Here is a 17886-nt window from a genome sequence, read left to right on the forward strand (position 1 = left end):
CGCACATGGCCGAGTCCGGCACCGCCAAGAACGACCGGAAGAGCACGCCCGCCGACGAGCCCGCCGGCCCGTCCCGCCGCGCCCGCAGAGCCCGCCGGCGCCTGCTCCCGCCGCCCGCGTGGTGGCCCCTGCCCGCCTGCGCCGTCCTCGGCCTGGCCGCCGGAGGCGCGTACGGGGTCCTGAAGGCCCCCGAGTACGCGGCCACCGCCTACGTGGTCGCCGTCCCGGACGAGACCACCGAGCCGGCCACCGCCCTCGGCTTCGCCCAGGCGTACGCGCGCATCGCGACCAGCGCCTCGACCCTCGCCTACGCGCAGCCGCGGGCCGGGATCCCGGCGCGGCAACTGCGCACCCGGGTGCGCGCGGAGACCTCGCCCGAGTCGCCGATGATCGCGATCACCGGCACCTCCGGCAAGGCGTCCGAGGCCGCCGACATCGCCAACGCGGTGGCCGACGCGCTCTCCCTGAGCAGCAACCAGGCGGCCAAGAACACGGGTGTCCGGCTGCTGCTGTTCAACCAGGCCGTCGCCCCGGCCGAGCCCGCCTCGCCGTCGGCCGCCGTCAGTGCCGCGGTCGGGCTGTGCGCGGGCGGCCTGATCGGCGGCCTGGTGCTGCTGACCCGGCCCAAGGGGCGGCGCCGGGACGAGTCCGCGCCGGCCGTGGAGGCGGCGCCGGTGCAGGTCGCCGGGGTGACCTCGCTGCCCGGACCGTCCCACGGCGAGGCGGCCGAGGCCGCCGCGGCCGCCGCCGTGAAGGAGAAGGAGCCGGTGCGATGACGGCCGGCTCCCCGGGGGGCCCGGCCGCAGCGGGGTACCGGGAGCTGTCGGTGACCCTCTGCAGGGATCCCCGCCGGTTCGCGGCGCTGGAGGCCGAGTGGAACCGGCTCATGCGGGCCTGTCCCACCGCGACGCCCTTCCAGAGCCACGCCTGGCTGCACTCCTGGTGGCTGTCGTACGGCAGGGAGGGCCGGCTGCGGATCGTGCTGGTCCGGCGGGCCGGCGAGCTGGTCGGCGCGGCCCCGCTGATGCTGGTGCACCGGCCGCTGCCGCTGCTCGTGCCGCTGGGCGGGGGCATCACCGACTACTGCGACGTGCTGGTGGACGACGCGCACGCGGCGGAGGTCGTGCCCGCGCTGGCCCGGGGGCTGCACCGGGCCGCGCGCGGGGTGGTCGTGGACCTGCGGGAGGTGCGGCCGGGGGCCGCGGTGGAGCGGGTGGTGCGGGAGTGGGACGGCGCGCACGCGGTGCTGCCCGACTCGTCCTGCGCGGAGTTTCCGGTGCTCTCCTTCGAGGACCTGGTCAAGCGGATGCCGTCGGCCGGCGCCCAGCGCACCCGGGCCAAGGTCCGCAAGATCGACGCGCTGCGGATCGAGGAGCACCAGGTGTCCGAGCACGAGGTGCCGGAGACGGTGCGCACGCTGCTGCGGCTGCACGAGGAGCAGTGGCGGGGCCGCGGGGTGACCCCGGAGCACGTGAAGCCGCGGTTCTCGGAGCACCTGATCAGGGCCGCGCGGCGGATGGTGCGGACCGGTGACGCCCGGCTGACGGAGTTCCGGCTGGAGGGCCGGGTGGTCGCCGCCAGCCTGACGCTGCTGTCGGCGGGACTGACCGGCGGCTACCTCTACGGGGCCGATCCCGAGCTGCGGGCCCGGAAGGTGGACGTGGTCACGATGCTGCTGCGGCACGAGGCCCAGCACGCCCACGCGCGGGGGCGGGGTGTGCTGAGCCTGCTGCGCGGCAGTGAGCCGTACAAGAACCACTGGCGGCCCGAGACGGTGGTGAACCAGCGGTTCCTGCTGGCCCGTTCCTCGCACCTGCCGCTGCTGCGGCTGCACGAGTCACAGGTCTCCGGGCGCGAGCGGGCGGTCAGCGCCCTGCGGGAGGCGCTGCCCGCCGCTCGTGACTGGCGGGCCCGGATCAACGAGTGGCGGGCGGACGGGGTCCGGCGGTGAGGTGGGGGCTAGAACGGCCACCAGCCGCTGTCGTCGGGCTCGTTGGTGTCCCAGTCGTCCTTGCCGTTCCAGCCGTCCTCCTTGTCCCAGTCGTCTCCCTTGTTCCAGTCCTCGCGCTGGTCCCAGCCGTCTCCCTCGTCCCAGTTCCAGGACCAGCAGATCTTCTTGCTGCCGAACATGTCGTCGAACCAGTCGCCGAAGTCGAGCGGCATGCACCATTCGCGCTCGACGGGCGGCTGGGGCTTCGGGGGTTCGGGCGAGGGCTTGGGCGTCGGCTTCACCGGGCTCGGCTTCGGCGTGGGCTTCACCGGGCTGGGCTTGGGCGACGGGTTGAGCGGCGAGGGCTTGGGCGACGGCTCGACCGGGCTGGGCTTGGGCGTGACCACCGGCGGGGTGATGACCGGCGGGGGGATGACCGGCGGGGTGATGACCGGCGGGGTGACCACCGGGGGCGTGACCACGGGCGGCTTGTACGAGAGCGCCTCGCGGAACACCTGCGAGGAGCGCGGGTTCTGTCCGCACTGCCAGACGCCGTGCGGGCAGTAGTCGGTGATCGTGTGGTAGAGCGGCTTGTGCTGCTGGATCCACTGGAGCATGCGCCGCATGTACTCGGGGTTGTCGCCGTTGCGGAACAGCCCCCACTCCGGGTACGAGATGCGCTTGCCGTGCTCCTTCGCGAAGTCCACGTGCTGCTGCAACCCGTACGGCTGGCTGATCTGCTCGTCGAAGGTGCGCCCCGGCGCCTGGTCGTACGAGTCCATGCCGATGATGTCGACCACGTCGTCGCCCGGGTAGCAGCGGGTCCACCCGATGGCGTCGGTACCGCGGTTGGGGGCGAAGTCGAAGCGGAACTCCTGGCCGGGCACCGAGCGCATCGTGGTGACGATCCGCTTCCAGTACACCTTCCAGTTCTCCGGGTCGGGCGCGCACCGGTGCGTGTACGTCACGCCGTTCATCTCCCAGCCGAGCACGATCACCGTGTCCGGCACGCCCAGGTCCACCAGGCGCTCGGCGAGCTTCCTGAAGTGGTGGTCGTACGCGCCCTGCGCGCCCGACCTGATCAGCTGGGCGACCTGGTGGTCGGGGACGCCGGCCTCGTTCCGCTCCTGCATCGGGACGTTGAGCACGAAGAGCCGGTCCGCCTTGGCCCTGCGCCACTTCGCCCAGCTGTCCAGGAAGTTCGGGGCGCCCTCGATGTTCGACCACGCGTCGCCGGGCAGGTACGTGTGCCCGACGCGCAGTTCGGTGCCGCCCAGCCACGTGGACAGCTGGGGGATGCGGTCCACGCCCGGTGCCCCGTAGTGGAGATAGGCGCCCATGGCGGTGTCGCCCGCCCCGCCCTGTTTCGCCGGCCCGTCGTCGGGGGCGGCGGCGAGGGCGGCACCGGTGGCGAGCAGGCCGGCCGTGACCGTCCCGAGGCAGGTGCTCGCCAGTCTGCGGCGGTGAGAGGACATGGCGGCTCCAGAGGCTTCCTGAATCGATGCGCTTAGCAAAGACGTTAGGCAGCCAATCCGATTAATGGCCTGTCTGGTGGCCCGTTGATGGGCCATTCGCGACTGCCAACCCCCTCCGCTTGCTCCGACTAGGTGAAAGACAGCGTTCCCATGGCCGTGTTCGCCACCGATGTGCCCGCACTTCTGCTCCGCCTCGACCGCAACCCCTTCCACCACGGCACCCTCGGCGCCGTCAGATCCCTGGGCCGCCAGGGCGTCGAGGTGCACGCCGTGGTCGAGGCGGACGGCGGACCGGTGGCCCGCTCCCGCCACCTGCGGGCGGCCCATCCGGCCCCCGCGGGCGACCTCGACCCCGACGCCCTCCTGGACTGCCTCACCGGCGTGTCGGAACGCATCGGCCGGCCCGCGGTGCTCTTCGCCATGGACGACCTCGGCGCCATCACCGTCTCCCGCATCGCCCCCCTGCTCGCCGGCCGCTACCTGCTGCCCGCCCAGCCCGGCGAACTCCCCGCCCGCGTGGCCGACAAGGCCGAACTCGCCGCCCTCTGCGCCCGCTGGAACGTCGGCCACCCCGAGACCGTCGTCCCCGCCAGCGGCGCCGAGGCCGCCGAGGCCGCCTGGCGCCTCGGCCTGCCCGCCGTCGCCAAGTGGAGCCGCCCCTGGCTGCTGCCCCCGGACAGCGGGCTGCGCAGCACCACCCTGATCACCACCGCGGCCGAGGCGCGGCGGCTGTACGAGCGGACCGCCGAGGCCGGCAGCCCCCTGCTGCTCCAGCGCTTCCTGCCCGGCGGCCCCGACACCGACTGGTTCTTCCACGGCGCCTTCGCCCGCGGCGGCCGGCCGCTGCTCACCGGCTCCGGCCGCAAGGAACTGTCCTGGCCGGTGCGCACCGGCCTCACCGCCGTCGGCCGGTGGCTGCCCGACCCGGCCGCCGAGGAGGCCGGGCTGCGCCTCGCCGCCCGCCTCGGCTACCAGGGCATCCTCGACCTCGACTTCCGCCGGGACGAGCGCGGCCGCCTGCGGCTGCTGGACTTCAACCCCCGGCCCGGCGCCCAGTTCCGGCTCTTCACCGACACCGCGGGACTGGACGTCGTACGCGCCATGTACCTCGACCTCACCGGGCAGCCGGTGCCCGAGCGGGCGGGCGGCCCCGGCCGGGTGTTCGTCGCCGAGAACTACGCGCTGCTCGCCGCGCTGGCCTCCCGGGGCGCCGCCCCGCGCCGGGGCGGTGCGCGGATCGAGCCCGCCTGGTTCGCCGCGGACGACCCGCTGCCCTTCCTGGCCATGGCCCGCGCCTTCCTGGGCCGGGGCCTGCACAAGGGCGGCCGCCGCCTCTGGGGGACGCTGCGGGGCGTGCCCGCCGGGGGCCGGCGGACGGCCCGCGCCGTCGTACGGGTGCCCCGGGCCTTCGTACGAGCGGCGCCCCGGGCCTTCGTACGGGCCCCGCGGGCCGTCGTACGGGCGCCCCGGCAGCGGGGTGGCGACCCGCTGCCCGCACCCGCGCACCCGCTGCGCGCACCCGCCCCGCCGACGCCGTCCGGGACCGCCCCGATCGCGCCCCGGCGACCCGCTGACCCGGTACGGCCGACGACGGCACGACCGATGCCCCACCGACGAAAGGGCGTGATCCCATGAACCGCACGGACGATCTCGTGGTGATCGGAGCGGGCCCGTACGGGCTGTCGATCGGCGCCCACGCGGCGGCCGCCGGACTGGCCGTCCGGGTGCTCGGCCGCCCCATGGAGTCCTGGCGCGACCACATGCCCGGCGGCATGTTCCTCAAGTCCGAGCCCTGGGCCTCCAACCTCTCCGACCCCGCCGGGCGCCACACCCTCGCCGACTACTGCGCCGGCCGCGGCCTGGTCGCCGAGCACGGCCGGCCGCTGCCGATCAGCGCCTTCAGCGAGTACGGGCTCTGGTTCGCCCGGCACGCCGTCCCCGAGGTGGAGGAGCGCACCGTCACCGCCGTCGCCCCGCACGGCACCGGCTTCCGCATCACGACCGACGAGGGCCCGCCGCTGCTGGCCAGGACGGTGGCCCTGGCCGTCGGCGTCATGCCCTTCCGGCACTACCCCCGGGCCCTGCGCGCCCTGCCCGGCGATCACTGCTCGCACAGCAGCGGCCACCAGGACCTGGGCCGCTTCCGGGGCCAGGACGTGATCGTCGTCGGCGGGGGCCAGGCGGCGATGGAGACCGCCACGCTGCTGGCCGAGCTGGGCGCACACGCCCGGCTGGTGGCCCGGGCCGGGCGGCTCAACTGGAACACCCCGGCCAAGCCCCTGTCCCGCAGCCCGCTGCGGCGCATGCGGGACCCGCACAGCGGCCTCGGCACCGGCTGGCGGAACTGGGTGTACGCCGAGCTGCCCGGCGTCGTACGGCGGCTCCCGGCCGCCCGGCGCGAGCGGATCGCCGCCACCGCCCTGGGCCCCGCGGGGGCCTGGTGGCTCCGGGAGCGCTTCGAGGAGCGGGTGCCGGTCCTGCTGGGGCACCGGCTGCTCAGGGCGGTGCCCGCGGGATCCCGGACCCGGCTGGGGCTGACCACCGCCGGGGGCGAGGACGTCGTACTGGAGGCCGGGCACGTCATCGCGGCGACCGGGTTCGTACCGGACCTGGCGCGCCTGGACCTGCTGGACGACGGGCTGCGGGCCGGGCTGCGGCGGGTCGGGGCGGGCGGGACGCCCGAGCTCACCGCCGGCTTCGAGTCCTCGCACCCCGGACTGTTCTTCGCGGGGCTGCTCACCGCTCCCTCATTCGGCCCTTCCATGCGATTCGTGCACGGCGCGGGCTTCGCTGCGGGGAGACTGGTGGAAGGAGTCAGGCGGCGCCTCGGAGACCGGGGCCCGCTGCCCGGTTCCTCCCGCGCCCGCTCCGCCGGTCCGGGGCGGGGAGCCGGGTACCCGACGTCGTCCGTGCGGTGAGAGGGGTCGGCGATGAGCCCGGACCGAGCAGAGGGGCGTGGCTGGGTGCGCATCCCGGCCAGCCGGGTGGAAGCCCGGCCGTACGCCGGACCCGCCGCGCCCCCGACGTACCCGGACCAGTCCACGATCTACCTGTCGCTCGTCAGACGGTGGCGGGAGGCTGGAAGGACCCTTCCCGGGCATCCTGACCCAGAATGGGAACGGCTGATCTCCCAGCCGTGCTGGCCCGGTCCGTAGCGTCCGACGTCCGTAGCGTCCGGAGGGAGTCCCATGGCGGAGGCTGAGTCGGGTGCGGAGGAGCGGGGCCCGGTGGCGGTGCCCGCCGTCGGACCCGGGGACCGGCTGGCCCTGAACAAGATGGGCAGCTTCGACTGGGACCTGGACAGCGGTCGGCTCGACCTCGACGCCGGGGCCCTGTCGGTCTTCGACCTGGAGCCGGAGGAGTTCGACCACACCTCCTCGGGCCTCGGCCTCCGCATCGCTCCGGAGGACGGGACGCGGCTCCAGGCCGTGGTGCAGGCCGCCCTCGACGCGGGCGACACCGAGTACGGCTCGTACTTCACCGTGCAGCGGCGCGACGGCACCGAGCAGTGGACCCACACCCAGGGCCGGATCATGCGCGACGGGGACGGCAAGGGCCGCAGGATCCTCGGGATCGTCCGCAACGCCACCGCCGAACTCGCGCACTCCACGCTGCTGCGCAAGCTGGAGGCGGCCCGCGCCAAGCAGACCACGATCGTGCAGCGCACCACCGAGGCCCTCTCGCGGGCGGTCACGGTCGACGACGTCACCGCCGTGCTGACCGGCGCCGGCGCGCTGGAGCGGCTGGGCGCGGACGGGCTGGCCCTGGGCCTCGCCGAGAACGGCACGATGAAGATCATCGCGCTCAGCGGGGAGTCCCTGGACATCCTCGACGAGCGCCGGTACACCCGGCTGGACGGCTCGCTGCCCCTCTCCCAGGCGGTGCTCACCCGCAGGGCCCGCTTCGTGACCTCCCTGCACGCCCTCGCGGACGAGTTCCCGCTGCTCGGCGACTACCTGCGGCGGATCGAGTTCGACGCGGCCGCCTACCTGCCGCTGATCGCCCAGGACACCGCCATCGGCGGGCTGGTGCTCTTCTACCGCAGGCGCAGCGAGTTCAGCCCCGAGGAGCGCAACCTCTGCCTCGGCCTGGCCGGCATCGTCGCGCAGTCGCTCCAGCGGGCCCTGCTCTTCGACCAGGAGCGCGAGTTCGCCACCGGCCTCCAGGCGGCGATGCTGCCCCGCCGGATCCCGGAGATCAGCGGCGGGGAGATCGCGGTCCGCTACCACTCCGCGTGGAGCGGCCGGGAGGTCGGCGGCGACTGGTACGACGTGATCGCCCTGCCCCGCGACCGGGTGGGCCTCGTCGTGGGCGACGTACAGGGCCACGACACCCACGCGGCCGCGATCATGGGTCAGCTGCGGATCGCGCTGCGCGCGTACGCGGGCGAAGGGCACCCGCCCTCGACGGTGCTGGCCAGGGCCTCGCGCTTCCTCGCGGAACTCGACACCGAGCGCTTCGCGACCTGTACGTACGCCCAGGTCGACCTGGAGACGGGCGGGGTACGGGCGGTCCGCGCCGGCCACCTCGGCCCCCTGATCCGGCACACCGACGGGCGCACCGGCTGGCCGAACCTGCGCGGTGGGCTGCCCCTCGGGCTCGCCTCGGTCTTCGAGCAGGAGGAGTTCCCCGAGACCCGGCTCGACCTGGTGCCCGGCGAGACGCTGGTGCTCTGCACGGACGGCCTGGTGGAGGAGCCCGGCACCGCCATCACGGCCGGCATGGAGGCCCTGGCCCACGCGGTCAGGAGCGGCCCCCAGGAGGCCGGCGCGCTGGCCGACCACCTCTCCGACCGGCTCTGGGAGCGCTGGGGCTCGGGCGACGACGTGGCCCTGCTGGTGCTGCGCCGGGCGCCCGACCCGGGCACCCACCGCGCCCCTCGCATCCACCAGTACGTGCACCAGGCGGACCCGGAGGGGCTCTCCGAGGCCCGGTACGCGCTGCGCCAGGCGCTGCGGGACTGGGGCATGCCGGAGCTGGCCGACGACGTGGAACTCGCGGCCGGGGAGCTGCTGGTCAACGCCCTGCTGCACACCGACGGCGGCGCGGTGCTGACCATGGAGGTGCTGCCGGAGCCGGTCCGGCGGATCCGGCTCTGGGTGAAGGACCGTTCCAGCGTGTGGCCGCGGCGGCGCTCGCCGGGCGAGGCGGCCACCACGGGACGCGGGCTGCTGCTGGTGGACGCGCTGGCCACGCACTGGGGCGTGGAGTCCCGGGGCGACGGCAAGGCCGTGTGGTGCGAGTTCTCGGGGCCGGTCGAGAGCACGTGAGACCGGTCCGGAGCCGCCGGTGGCGAGGCGTGCCGGATCGCCCGGTGTGTCCGGACGGTCACGTCGAGTTGTGGGCCGGGTGGTGCCGGGTGACCATCGGCGTATGGAACGGATTCAGCCATGCGGTGGATGACCAAGGGGGCCCTGACGGGGCTGCTGCTCCTCGTGCTCGCGGTCGTGGCACTGCCGCTCGCCGCCGCGCGGACGGCGGACCGGGCCCCGGAGGGACCCGGCTGCCGCACGGTGGCGTACATGTCGGTCGTGGGCGTCGGCGCCGAGTGCCCGTAGGCGCGGCGGCGCCGACGCCCGCGGTGCTGCCGCCACCGGCGGTGCTGCCGCCGTCAGGACCGGTGGTCGACGAGGGCGACCCCCTCCTCGTGGCCGGCCAGCCCGCGGGGCAGCGGCAGCCAGCCGGAGTTCTCCAGGGTCATCAGCCGGGCCTGCACCCGCGCCGGACCCTCGCGGAAGCCCAGGTCGCCGCCCAGCGGCTCGACGGGCCCGCTGCTGGACCACGGGTGCTCGTCCCCGTCGCAGACGGCGTCGGTCGAGCCGAAGCCGATCTGGCGGCCGTTCTGCTCCAGGCTGCTCGTCAGGAAGACCGCCCGCTCGGGTGACGCGCCGGAACAGCGGTAGGTGCCGGAAAGGGTGACCGTACCGTCGGGCGCGATGTGCACTTCGTCCTGTACGGAAATCTGACCGGAGAATGCGTCGGCCACGGCGGGTGAGGTGAAAGTCGCCAGTGCGGCCAGGGCGGCCAGGGCGAGTCCGGTGATGCGCATGATGCCTTCCGGGGGTGGGGGGAACGGCGGCGGTGCGCCGCCGAATCGAATTGTGCTGATCGAGCGGGGCGAACTCACTCGCCGTGCCCCGTGTCGTTGGGTGCATTTGTCCGCGCGACCGCGTGAGTATGGCGGGAATTCGAATCCCCGGAAGGGACCCCCCATGCGTCGAGCCGCGCCCCTCTCCCTGGCCCTCCTCCCCCTTCTGCTGCTCGGTTCCGCCGCGTGCCAGAGCGCCCCGGGGGGTGCGGGCGGTGCCCCCGCCGTGGCGCTGCCGCCGGCCGCGCGCGACGACGCCCGGGGCGGTGCCGACGCGGAGGGCGCCGATGCCGCGGACGCGGTGGTCCGGGGGCAGGAGCGGGCCGGCAGCCGGGCTGGGGCGGCCCGGATCGGGGACACGGTGACCTTCCGGGGGCGCGAGCTGGGGCGCCACCTCCAGGCCGTGCTGCACGCGTACGTCGACCCGGCGGTCAGCGCCGCCAAGGAGTACGCGCCCGCCGCGGGCAAGCGGTGGGTGGGCGCCGGGATGCGGTTCGTCAACGTCGGGGGTGCCTCGTACGGGGCGCTCGGGAGCATGTGGGCGATCGACGCCGAAGGGGTGCGCCACCCCTCCGTGCCCACGGGTGAACTGACCACCGGGAAACCGCTCCCCTTCGATTCCCTCGCCGTCGGCGAGCAGGCCGAAGGCTGGGTCGTGTTCGAAATTCCGGAGAACGTGCGCATCGTCCGTCTCCAGTACCGTGACGCGAACATGCAGGCGAATTCCGGAGAGGGTTTCTGGCAGATCTAGTCCGACGGGGTGAAAGGGCGGGAAAGGGCGCCGGGAAATGCCACTAGGGTGCCGCGCATGACTTCGACTCACACCGAATCCGCGGTACGCGGGAACCAGCTGGGCACCCTTTCCGTCCTCGCCTGGATCGGCGACCCGGAGGAGGGCCACGACATCCCCTACCTGCTCGCCTACTCCCTCGGCGACGGCGAGGGCGGGCCCGAGGCGGGCGAGGCGGCCGTGCGGGCGCTGCTGGAGAAGACCGGCCTGCCGATCGGCGACGTCGTCCTCGACGGCACGCGGTTGCCGAGCCTCCCGGTCACGGTCCTGGTCGAGGCCGAGCAGGCGGTGCTCACGATGCCGGGCATGAACGTGCAGTGCCCCGCCCCGCCGGAGTGGGTGGCCGCCGCCGACGAACTCGGCCAGGTGTACTTCCTGTTCGCGACCCGCCCCTGGCCCGAGGCCACGCCGGGCCGCCCCGTCAGCCCCGAGCAGCTCCAGGCCTTCGCGGGCGACGAAGGGGTGCTGACCAGCAGCGCCCACTGCCTGCTGCCGGTGACCAAGCTCCGCAAGTGAGCGAGCGGTTCCCCGGTTCCTCCCCGGACGGGGGCGCGGGGAGGGCGGCCGCCGCCGGGCTCCCAGCCTGCCCGGTGGCGGCCCGTCCCCGGTGCCGGGGGCGGGGCGCCGTACGTGCGGCTCGTGCGTACGGCCTCGTGCGTACGGCCGGGGGCCCTACGGCCGGCGCTCGCCCGGGCAGGAGAACGCGAACCGCAGCGACCTGACCCGGTTGTCGAAGTTGGAGCCCGCGAGATCGGGCAGCCCCACGGCCCGCAGGCCCACCGGCCGGGTCAGCAGCTCGTGGAACAGCGCCTTCATCTCCACCTTCGCAAGGTGCGCGCCCAGGCAGAAGTGCGGGCCGCCGCCGCCGAACCCGAGGTGCGGGTTCGGGCTCCGGGTGATGTCGAAGGCGTCGGGGTCCGGGAAGACCGCCTCGTCGCGGTTGGCGGACGCGTAGTAGAGCACCACCTTGTCGCCCGGCCGGAACGTGTGCCCGCCCAGCGTGTGCTCGGCGGTCACCGTCCGGCGGAACTGGATGATCGGCGTCGAGTGCCGGATCATCTCGTCCACCGCCCCGTCCGCGTACCGCTCGAAGTCCGAGAGCAGCAGCTCTCGCTGGTCGGGAAAGTCGGTGAGCAGGGTCAGCCCGTGGGTGATGGCGTTCCGCGTGGTCTCGACCCCCGCGACCATCAGCAGCGAGAAGAAGGCGCCCAACTGGCGGGCGCCCAGCGCCTGCCCGTCGACGTTCGCACACACGAGGGCCGAGATCAGGTCGTCGGTGGGGTGGCGGCGGCGCTCGCGGCCGATGCCCGCGACCATCCGCTGCATCCGCGCCAGCGCCCGCAGACCCCGGCCGGGCATCCGCAGTCTGGTTGCCAGGCCGCGCTCCACGCCGATGTTCTCGGACGCGTGGTTGACCCGGTCCGCGATCTCCGCCCGGTACTCCTCCGGGATGCCCATCATGTTGCAGATGACCTCCAGCGGCAGCCGGGAGGACACGGCGGCGACGAACTCGTCCGGGCGCCGGTCGAGCATGTCGTCCACGATGCGCGCGGCCACCTTGTGGATGTCGCGCTCGGCCTCGGCCAGCAGCCGCGGGGTGAACGCCCGCGAGACGATCTTCCTGAGCCGGGCGTGGTCCGCCCCGTCCAGGTTGACCATCGAGTCGCCGAACAGGGCCCGTACCCAGCGCGCGGGCTCGGGGGTGGTCACCCCCGGCGCGCTGGCGAAGACCTTCGGCAGCCGGCTGGCCTCGGTCACGTCGGCGTGCCGGACCAGCGCCCAGTGGCCGCGCTCCGGCCCCCGCAAGGAGGCCGGCCGCTCACGGAAGTAGGCCGGCCCGTCGAGGGCGCGCAGCCGCGCGAACTCCCTGAGGCGGTCGGCCGGGGCCAGTTGCCAGAACGCCGGATCGGCGAGGTTCCCTGTCACGGCCGTCATCCTCACGTGCCGTGGGCCGGGTCGAGGGCCCGTACGGCGGATGGGCGGGCAGATTCCACCCATCGTGTGAGGCGGTGTGTGTTTACGTGGACACGGGTGCTCGTCATACGGACATCCGGGCGGGGGGACCGGTGCGCTCGCTCAGGACGACGCCCACGGCCACCGTCAGGGCCGACACGAGACCGGCCACCAGGACCGCCCCTTCGCCCGCGAACGAGCAGGCCAGCACGGCCAGCGCGGACACCGGCAGGACCAGCTGCTGGGCCGCGCCCCGCTTGAAGTGGCGGGAGTGCAGCAGCCAGACGGTGATCAGGAAGACGGCGGTGGGCACGGTCACCGACAGGTTCGCGGCGAACTGCGAGATGTGCCCCTCGCCCGTCGCGTGCTCGACGGCCACCTCGATGCCGGCGCCGATCGCCGCGGCCGACCCGAAGATCACGTAATGGCCGTAACCCCAGGGGATGGCCTCGCGGTTGCCGGTGAGGATCTCGTGGCTGGGCACGGCGAAGTAGATCCACCAGGCCGCGAAGACGATCAGCAGACCGCCCGCGGCGATGGGCAGCAGCTCGTCCAGCGCCTCGTGCTCGTCGAGCGCGGACTGGACCGCCACGGTCGCCGCCGCGATGGTCTCGCCGAGCACGATGATGGTGAACAGTCCGTACCGCTCGGCGATGTGGTGCGCGTGCCAGGGCGTCTCGAAGCCGCGCTCGGCCACCATCGGCACGGCCAGCTCGGCCACGACCAGCACGAGGAACAGCCAGCGCCTGCTGCTCTCCGGAGCCGCCAGCAGGGCCACCCAGCCCACCTGGCAGATCATCAGCCCGACGGCGTACGTGAGGGCCGTGCGGCGGGCCGGCCCCTGCTCGCCGGCGGCGGCACGGAGCCACTGGGTGGTGAGCGCCAGACGCATCAGCACGTAGCCGAGGACCGCGACGGTCCAGTCGTTGTCGTTGAAGGCGCGCGGCACGCCGGCGGAGTAGACGAGCACGCCGGAGATCTGCACCAGGGTCGCGATCCGGTAGGGCACGTCGTCGACGTCGTAGGCGGAGGCGAACCACGAGAAGTTCATCCAGGCCCACCACACCCCGAAGAACACGAAGAGGTAGCCGGTGATGCCGGCCGCCGCATGGTCCTCGATCAGGGCGTGCACCAGCTGTTTGCCGGCCTGCGCGACGGCGACGACGAAGCACAGGTCGAAGAAGAGCTCCAGCGGGGTGGCCGCGCGGTGTTCCTCGTCGCGGCTGCGGGCGGTCATCGGTTGGTACGCCATGCCGCCCAGCACACCAGAAGGGGCCCGCCCGGGCAGGCCGGACGCGCGGCGGGGCGGCCCGGCATGCCTCGGGTGGTCGCGGGGTGTGCCGAGGCGCCGGCCCCGCGGGCGGACGCCGCACCCGGTGCGAGGTCCGGCGAGGCGGCCCACACGCGCCTGCCGGGCGGGCCGGCGGCCTCGGCGCCGGTGTGGAGCTGCGGACCTGAGTACCGCGGAGCACGTGCCGACGGGCCGTGGGACGACGGGACCTTTTCCGGCTCCCACGGTCCCTTCGCCTCTGATGTGAGGCCTTCCACGGGGCGAATCCTGGAAAAGTCAGGCAACGTACCAACATCCGGGAAGATCCGATGAGTTCCGCTATCCAGGACGCGCGCACGACGCAGGGCGGACGTGCGCAATCGCCCGATCCCGAGCAGTACCGGCCAGGACGCACCATCACCGACTGGGCCCCGGAGGATCCCGCCTTCTGGCGGTCCACCGGCAGGAAGGTCGCCACCCGCAACCTGTGGATCGCGGTCCCCGCGCTGCTCGTCGCCTTCGTGGTCTGGCAGGTGTGGAGCATCACCGCGACCAACCTCAAGGACGTCGGCTTCGGCTTCAGCCAGTCCCAGCTGTTCTGGCTGACCGCCGTGCCCGGCATCACCGGCGGGACCGCCCGGATCTTCTACACCTTCCTCGGCCCGATGATCGGCCAGCGCCGGTTCACCGCCGTCTCCACCGTGGTGCTCGTCGTCCCGCTGCTGTGGCTGGGCTTCGCGGTGCAGAACCCGGAGACCCCGTACGGCGTGATGGTCGCCATCGCCGCGCTCTGCGGCATCGGGGGCGCCAACTTCTCGTCCTCGCTGGCGAACATCGGCTTCTTCTACCCCAAGCAGGAGAAGGGCAACGCCACCGGCATCAACGGAGGCCTGGGCAACCTGGGCGTCTCCGTCGTGCAGCTGCTGACTCCGATCCTGATCACCTCCTCGGTGCTGGCGATCGGCGCGGGCCAGAAGAAGGCGAACGGCTCGGAGATCTACCTCCAGAACGCCGCCTTCGTGTGGGTCCCGGTGCTGGTGGTCCTGGCGGCCGTGGCCTGGTTCGGGCAGAACGACCTGAAGGTCGCCTCGACCCCCTTCAGCCAGCAGAAGATCATCTTCAAGCGCAAGCACAACTGGCTGATGACCTGGCTGTACGTCGGTACCTTCGGCTCGTTCATCGGCTTCGCGGCGGCGCTGCCGCTGCTGATCAAGACCACGTTCCCGGCCTACTCGGTCGCCACGTACGCCTGGATGGGTCCCGCGCTGGGCGCGCTCGCCCGGTGGGCGGGTGGCTGGATCGCCGACAAGCTGGGCGGCGCGCGGGTGACGATCCTGTCCTTCGCGGGGATGGCGCTCTCGATCATCGGCGTGATCAACTTCCTGCCGTCCGGTGGCGGCGAGGGCAACTTCTACGGTTTCTTCTTCTGCTTCCTGGCGGCGTTCTTCTTCTCCGGCATCGGCAACGGCTCGACCTTCCGCCAGATCCCGGTGATCTTCCGCGGCCAGCACCTGAAGGGCCTGACCGAGGGCACCCCGGAGTACGCGAAGGCGCTGAAGCAGGCCGAGATCGAGTCCGGTGCGGTCACCGGCTTCACGGCCGCGATCGCCGCCTACGGCTTCTTCTTCATCCCGGCGATGTTCGCCAACTTCGCGGTGACCAGTGCGATGTGGGGCTTCGTGGGCTTCTACGCGAGCTGCATCGTGGTGGCCTGGTGGTTCTACGCCCGCAAGGGTGCCGAAGCGCCGAGCTGATCCCGCGCTCCCGATGCCGTTCCGGCCGGGGGTGATGGCCGAGGCCATCACCCCCGGCTCGCGCATGGGCTGACCAAATTCTTGTGAATGCATTCACAAATCCACGAGGGTACTAAGTCCCGACGGAAACCCCAGGTCAAGCCGGGTGCCAACGGAAGTCGCAGGTGGCGGGCGGGACCTCCGGCCCGCAGCTGGGGACCAATGCGGCGCCAAATGATCGATCAAAAGGCGTGCAATGGAAGCAAGCAATTGAGGCGAGTTCGGAAGGTTGCGGGTCATGACTGCTCGTACGGAGACGACCGTGAACGGCGGAGCCTGGGAGGGCTTCAAGGGCGGGCTGTGGCGCGACGCCATCGACGTCCGTGACTTCATCCAGCAGAACTACACCCCCTACGAGGGCGACGACGCGTTCCTCGCCGGCCCCACCGAGCGCACCACCGCCGTGTGGAAGGCGATCACGGACCGCTTCCCCGAGGAGCGGGAGAGGGGCGTCTACGACGTCGCCCACGACGTCCCCTCCACCATCACCGCCCACGCCCCCGGCTACATCGACCGCGACAAGGACCTCATCGTCGGTCTCCAGACGGACGCCCCGCTGAAGCGGGCGATCATGCCGTACGGCGGCTGGCGCATGGTCGCCGGCGCCCTGGAGACCTACGGCTACCCGGTCTCGGCCGAGCTGGAGAAGGTCTTCACCGAGTACCGCAAGACCCACAACGCCGGCGTCTTCGACGCCTACACCCCCGAGATCCGCGCCGCCCGCAAGGCCGGCATCGTCACCGGCCTCCCGGACGCCTACGGCCGCGGCCGCATCATCGGCGACTACCGCCGCGTCGCGCTCTACGGCGTCGACCGCCTCATCGCCGCCAAGAAGGACGAGAAGGACGAGCTCAACGCCCTCCCGCGGGACCCCGCCGAGGTCGAGGAGACCATCCGCCTCCGCGAGGAGCTCTCCGAGCAGATCAGGGCGCTCGGCGAGCTCAAGGCCATGGCCGCCTCGTACGGGTACGACATCTCCGGCCCGGCCGCCACCGGCCGCGAGGCCATCCAGTGGCTGTACTTCGCCTACCTGGCCGCCGTGAAGGAGCAGAACGGCGCCGCCATGTCGCTGGGCCGCACCTCCACCTTCGTGGACGTCTACCTCCAGCGCGACATCGAGGCCGGTCTCCTCACCGAGGAGCAGGCCCAGGAACTGGTGGACGACTTCATCATCAAGCTCCGCATCGTCCGGTTCCTGCGCACCCCCGAGTACGACGAGCTGTTCTCCGGCGACCCGACCTGGGTCACCGAATCCATCGGCGGCATGGGCGAGGACGGCCGCCCGCTGGTCACCAGGACCTCCTTCCGCTACCTCCAGACCCTCTACAACCTCGGCCCGGCCCCCGAGCCGAACATGACCGTCTTCTGGTCCCCCCGGCTCCCGCAGGGCTTCAAGGAGTTCTGTGCCAGGGTCTCGATCGACACCTCCTCCGTGCAGTACGAGTCGGACGAGCTGATGCGCCCCCGCTTCGGCGACGACACCGCCATCGCCTGCTGCGTCTCCGCGATGCCGGTCGGCAAGCAGATGCAGTTCTTCGGCGCCCGGGTGAACCTCGCCAAGACCCTGCTCTACGCGATCAACGGCGGCCGGGACGAGAAGTCCGGCGCCCAGGTCGGCCCGGAGACCGGGTCCATCACCGCCGAAGTCCTCGACTACGACGAGGTGATGGCGAAGTTCGACGAGCAGATGGAGTGGCTCGCGAACGTCTACGTCCACGCGCTGAACGTCATCCACTACATGCACGACAGGTACGCGTACGAGCGCATCGAGATGGCGCTCCACGACCGCGACGTGCGCCGCACCATGGCCTGTGGCATCGCCGGCCTCTCGGTCGCCGCCGACTCCCTCTCCGCCATCAAGCACGCCAGGGTCACGGTCCACCGCGACGAGACGGGACTCGCCACCGACTACACCGTCGAGGGCGACTACCCGGCCTACGGCAACAACGACGACCGGGTCGACGACATCGCCGTCTGGCTGGTCGAGGAGTTCATGAAGAAGGTGCGCAAGCACCCCACCTACCGCAACGCCGAACACACCCAGTCGGTCCTGACCATCACCTCCAACGTGGTCTACGGCAAGAAGACCGGCAACACCCCCGACGGCCGGCGGGCCGGCGAGCCCTTCTCCCCGGGCGCCAACCCGATGAACGGCCGCGACACCCACGGCTACGTCACCTCGGCGCTGTCGGTCGCCAAGCTCCCCTACGAGGACGCCGAGGACGGCATCTCCCTGACCAACACCGTCACCCCCGACGGCCTGGGCCGCACCCCCGAGGAGCGGATCAGGAACCTGGCGGGCGTGCTCGACGGCTACATGGCCAGCGACGGCTTCCACATGAACGTGAACGTCCTCAACCGCGACGTGCTCCAGGACGCGATGGAGCACCCGGAGAACTACCCGCAGCTGACCATCCGCGTCAGCGGCTACGCGGTGAACTTCGTCCGGCTGACCCGCGAGCAGCAGCTCGACGTCCTCAACCGCACCTTCCACGGCTCCCTCTAGAGCCCCCGACCGCGCGGCCCGGGGTCCGGCCCTCACCCGGCCCCGGGACCGCGCGCCACCACCGGGCACCGCCCGCCGGTG

Annotated in this window: 14 protein-coding genes; 10 read left to right on the forward strand and 4 right to left on the reverse strand. The window is 72.8% G+C overall.

The genetic code is table 11. The features are described from left to right. The first annotated feature begins 5 nt into the window (after nucleotides 1–5). Nucleotides 6–776, forward strand: a complete 771-nt coding sequence (locus ACIF6F_RS23485; protein ID WP_399949665.1) for a lipopolysaccharide biosynthesis protein — start codon at nucleotides 6–8, stop codon at nucleotides 774–776. After that, nucleotides 773–1951, forward strand: coding sequence for a GNAT family N-acetyltransferase (locus tag ACIF6F_RS23490; protein WP_399949669.1), 1179 nt, complete (start codon nucleotides 773–775; stop codon nucleotides 1949–1951). The genes ACIF6F_RS23485 and ACIF6F_RS23490 overlap by 4 nt, the downstream gene beginning before the upstream one ends. An 8-nt stretch (nucleotides 1952–1959) precedes the next feature. Here the strand turns inward: ACIF6F_RS23490 and ACIF6F_RS23495 are convergent, their stop codons facing one another. Then, entirely contained in the window at nucleotides 1960–3405 is a 1446-nt protein-coding gene (locus ACIF6F_RS23495) for a glycoside hydrolase family 26 protein (protein ID WP_399949672.1), read from the reverse strand. Between the two features lie 150 nt (nucleotides 3406–3555). Here ACIF6F_RS23495 and ACIF6F_RS23500 point away from each other — a divergent pair, with 150 nt between their 5' ends. The 4 genes from ACIF6F_RS23500 (at nucleotide 3556) to ACIF6F_RS23515 (ending at nucleotide 8963) form a co-directional block, all read left to right on the forward strand. Beyond that, nucleotides 3556–5040: an ATP-grasp domain-containing protein gene (locus ACIF6F_RS23500; RefSeq protein ID WP_399949675.1), complete on the forward strand. Its 1485-nt coding sequence runs from the start codon at nucleotides 3556–3558 to the stop codon at nucleotides 5038–5040. Beyond that, nucleotides 5037–6323 carry an NAD(P)-binding domain-containing protein gene (locus ACIF6F_RS23505; protein ID WP_399949678.1) on the forward strand — a complete coding sequence of 429 codons (1287 nt, stop codon included), beginning with the start codon at nucleotides 5037–5039 and terminating at the stop codon, nucleotides 6321–6323. The genes ACIF6F_RS23500 and ACIF6F_RS23505 overlap by 4 nt, the downstream gene beginning before the upstream one ends. A gap of 270 nt (nucleotides 6324–6593) precedes the next feature. Continuing rightward, entirely contained in the window at nucleotides 6594–8675 is a 2082-nt protein-coding gene (locus tag ACIF6F_RS23510; protein WP_399949681.1) for a SpoIIE family protein phosphatase, read from the forward strand. 120 nt (nucleotides 8676–8795) lie between these two features. After that, entirely contained in the window at nucleotides 8796–8963 is a 168-nt protein-coding gene (locus ACIF6F_RS23515) for a hypothetical protein (RefSeq protein ID WP_399949683.1), read from the forward strand. 53 nt (nucleotides 8964–9016) lie between these two features. Here the strand turns inward: ACIF6F_RS23515 and ACIF6F_RS23520 are convergent, their stop codons facing one another. Then, a complete protein-coding gene (locus tag ACIF6F_RS23520; RefSeq protein ID WP_399949687.1) occupies nucleotides 9017–9454 on the reverse strand; it encodes a DUF6299 family protein in 438 nt (145 codons plus the stop codon). A 163-nt stretch (nucleotides 9455–9617) separates the two neighbouring features. On the opposite strand from ACIF6F_RS23520, the gene ACIF6F_RS23525 reads away from it, so the two are divergent. Together ACIF6F_RS23525 and ACIF6F_RS23530 are read left to right on the forward strand one after the other, a co-directional pair. After that, a complete protein-coding gene (locus ACIF6F_RS23525; protein ID WP_399949690.1) occupies nucleotides 9618–10244 on the forward strand; it encodes a hypothetical protein in 627 nt (208 codons plus the stop codon). A 57-nt stretch (nucleotides 10245–10301) separates the two neighbouring features. Beyond that, complete coding sequence (locus tag ACIF6F_RS23530) at nucleotides 10302–10799, forward strand: DUF5949 family protein (protein ID WP_399949693.1); 498 nt, start codon at nucleotides 10302–10304, stop codon at nucleotides 10797–10799. Between the two features lie 156 nt (nucleotides 10800–10955). Here ACIF6F_RS23530 and ACIF6F_RS23535 read toward each other — a convergent pair whose 3' ends face one another. Together ACIF6F_RS23535 and ACIF6F_RS23540 are read right to left on the reverse strand one after the other, a co-directional pair. Beyond that, on the reverse strand, nucleotides 10956–12218 hold the full coding sequence (locus ACIF6F_RS23535; protein WP_399949696.1) for a cytochrome P450: 1263 nt from the start codon (nucleotides 12216–12218) through the stop codon (nucleotides 10956–10958). Nucleotides 12219–12321: 103 nt separating this feature from the next. Then, the gene (locus ACIF6F_RS23540; RefSeq protein ID WP_399949700.1) at nucleotides 12322–13488 is read right to left on the reverse strand and encodes a low temperature requirement protein A; all 1167 of its coding nucleotides are present in this window, start codon (nucleotides 13486–13488) and stop codon (nucleotides 12322–12324) included. A 347-nt stretch (nucleotides 13489–13835) separates the two neighbouring features. Between ACIF6F_RS23540 and ACIF6F_RS23545 the strand changes: the two genes are divergently transcribed. Both ACIF6F_RS23545 and pflB read left to right on the forward strand, forming a co-directional pair. After that, nucleotides 13836–15260, forward strand: coding sequence for an MFS transporter (locus ACIF6F_RS23545; RefSeq protein WP_399949703.1), 1425 nt, complete (start codon nucleotides 13836–13838; stop codon nucleotides 15258–15260). A gap of 277 nt (nucleotides 15261–15537) precedes the next feature. Further along, a complete protein-coding gene (gene pflB, locus ACIF6F_RS23550) occupies nucleotides 15538–17805 on the forward strand; it encodes a formate C-acetyltransferase (RefSeq protein ID WP_399949708.1) in 2268 nt (755 codons plus the stop codon). Nucleotides 17806–17886 lie beyond the last annotated feature (81 nt).

The sequence above is a fragment of the Streptomyces sp. NPDC086023 genome, assembly GCF_044540325.1.
GTDB lineage: Bacteria > Actinomycetota > Actinomycetes > Streptomycetales > Streptomycetaceae > Streptomyces.

What these genes read in the sequence shown, in the direction of transcription:
- ACIF6F_RS23485 (WP_399949665.1), top strand. Translation starts at nt 6, where the DNA reads ATGGCCGAGTCCGGCACCGCCAAGAACGACCGGAAGAGCACGCCCGCC.
- ACIF6F_RS23490 (WP_399949669.1), top strand. Translation starts at nt 773, where the DNA reads ATGACGGCCGGCTCCCCGGGGGGCCCGGCCGCAGCGGGGTACCGGGAG.
- ACIF6F_RS23495 (WP_399949672.1), bottom strand. Translation starts at nt 3,405, where the DNA reads ATGTCCTCTCACCGCCGCAGACTGGCGAGCACCTGCCTCGGGACGGTC.
- ACIF6F_RS23500 (WP_399949675.1), top strand. Translation starts at nt 3,556, where the DNA reads ATGGCCGTGTTCGCCACCGATGTGCCCGCACTTCTGCTCCGCCTCGAC.
- ACIF6F_RS23505 (WP_399949678.1), top strand. Translation starts at nt 5,037, where the DNA reads ATGAACCGCACGGACGATCTCGTGGTGATCGGAGCGGGCCCGTACGGG.
- ACIF6F_RS23510 (WP_399949681.1), top strand. Translation starts at nt 6,594, where the DNA reads ATGGCGGAGGCTGAGTCGGGTGCGGAGGAGCGGGGCCCGGTGGCGGTG.
- ACIF6F_RS23515 (WP_399949683.1), top strand. Translation starts at nt 8,796, where the DNA reads ATGCGGTGGATGACCAAGGGGGCCCTGACGGGGCTGCTGCTCCTCGTG.
- ACIF6F_RS23520 (WP_399949687.1), bottom strand. Translation starts at nt 9,454, where the DNA reads ATGCGCATCACCGGACTCGCCCTGGCCGCCCTGGCCGCACTGGCGACT.
- ACIF6F_RS23525 (WP_399949690.1), top strand. Translation starts at nt 9,618, where the DNA reads ATGCGTCGAGCCGCGCCCCTCTCCCTGGCCCTCCTCCCCCTTCTGCTG.
- ACIF6F_RS23530 (WP_399949693.1), top strand. Translation starts at nt 10,302, where the DNA reads ATGACTTCGACTCACACCGAATCCGCGGTACGCGGGAACCAGCTGGGC.
- ACIF6F_RS23535 (WP_399949696.1), bottom strand. Translation starts at nt 12,218, where the DNA reads ATGACGGCCGTGACAGGGAACCTCGCCGATCCGGCGTTCTGGCAACTG.
- ACIF6F_RS23540 (WP_399949700.1), bottom strand. Translation starts at nt 13,488, where the DNA reads ATGGCGTACCAACCGATGACCGCCCGCAGCCGCGACGAGGAACACCGC.
- ACIF6F_RS23545 (WP_399949703.1), top strand. Translation starts at nt 13,836, where the DNA reads ATGAGTTCCGCTATCCAGGACGCGCGCACGACGCAGGGCGGACGTGCG.
- pflB (WP_399949708.1), top strand. Translation starts at nt 15,538, where the DNA reads ATGACTGCTCGTACGGAGACGACCGTGAACGGCGGAGCCTGGGAGGGC.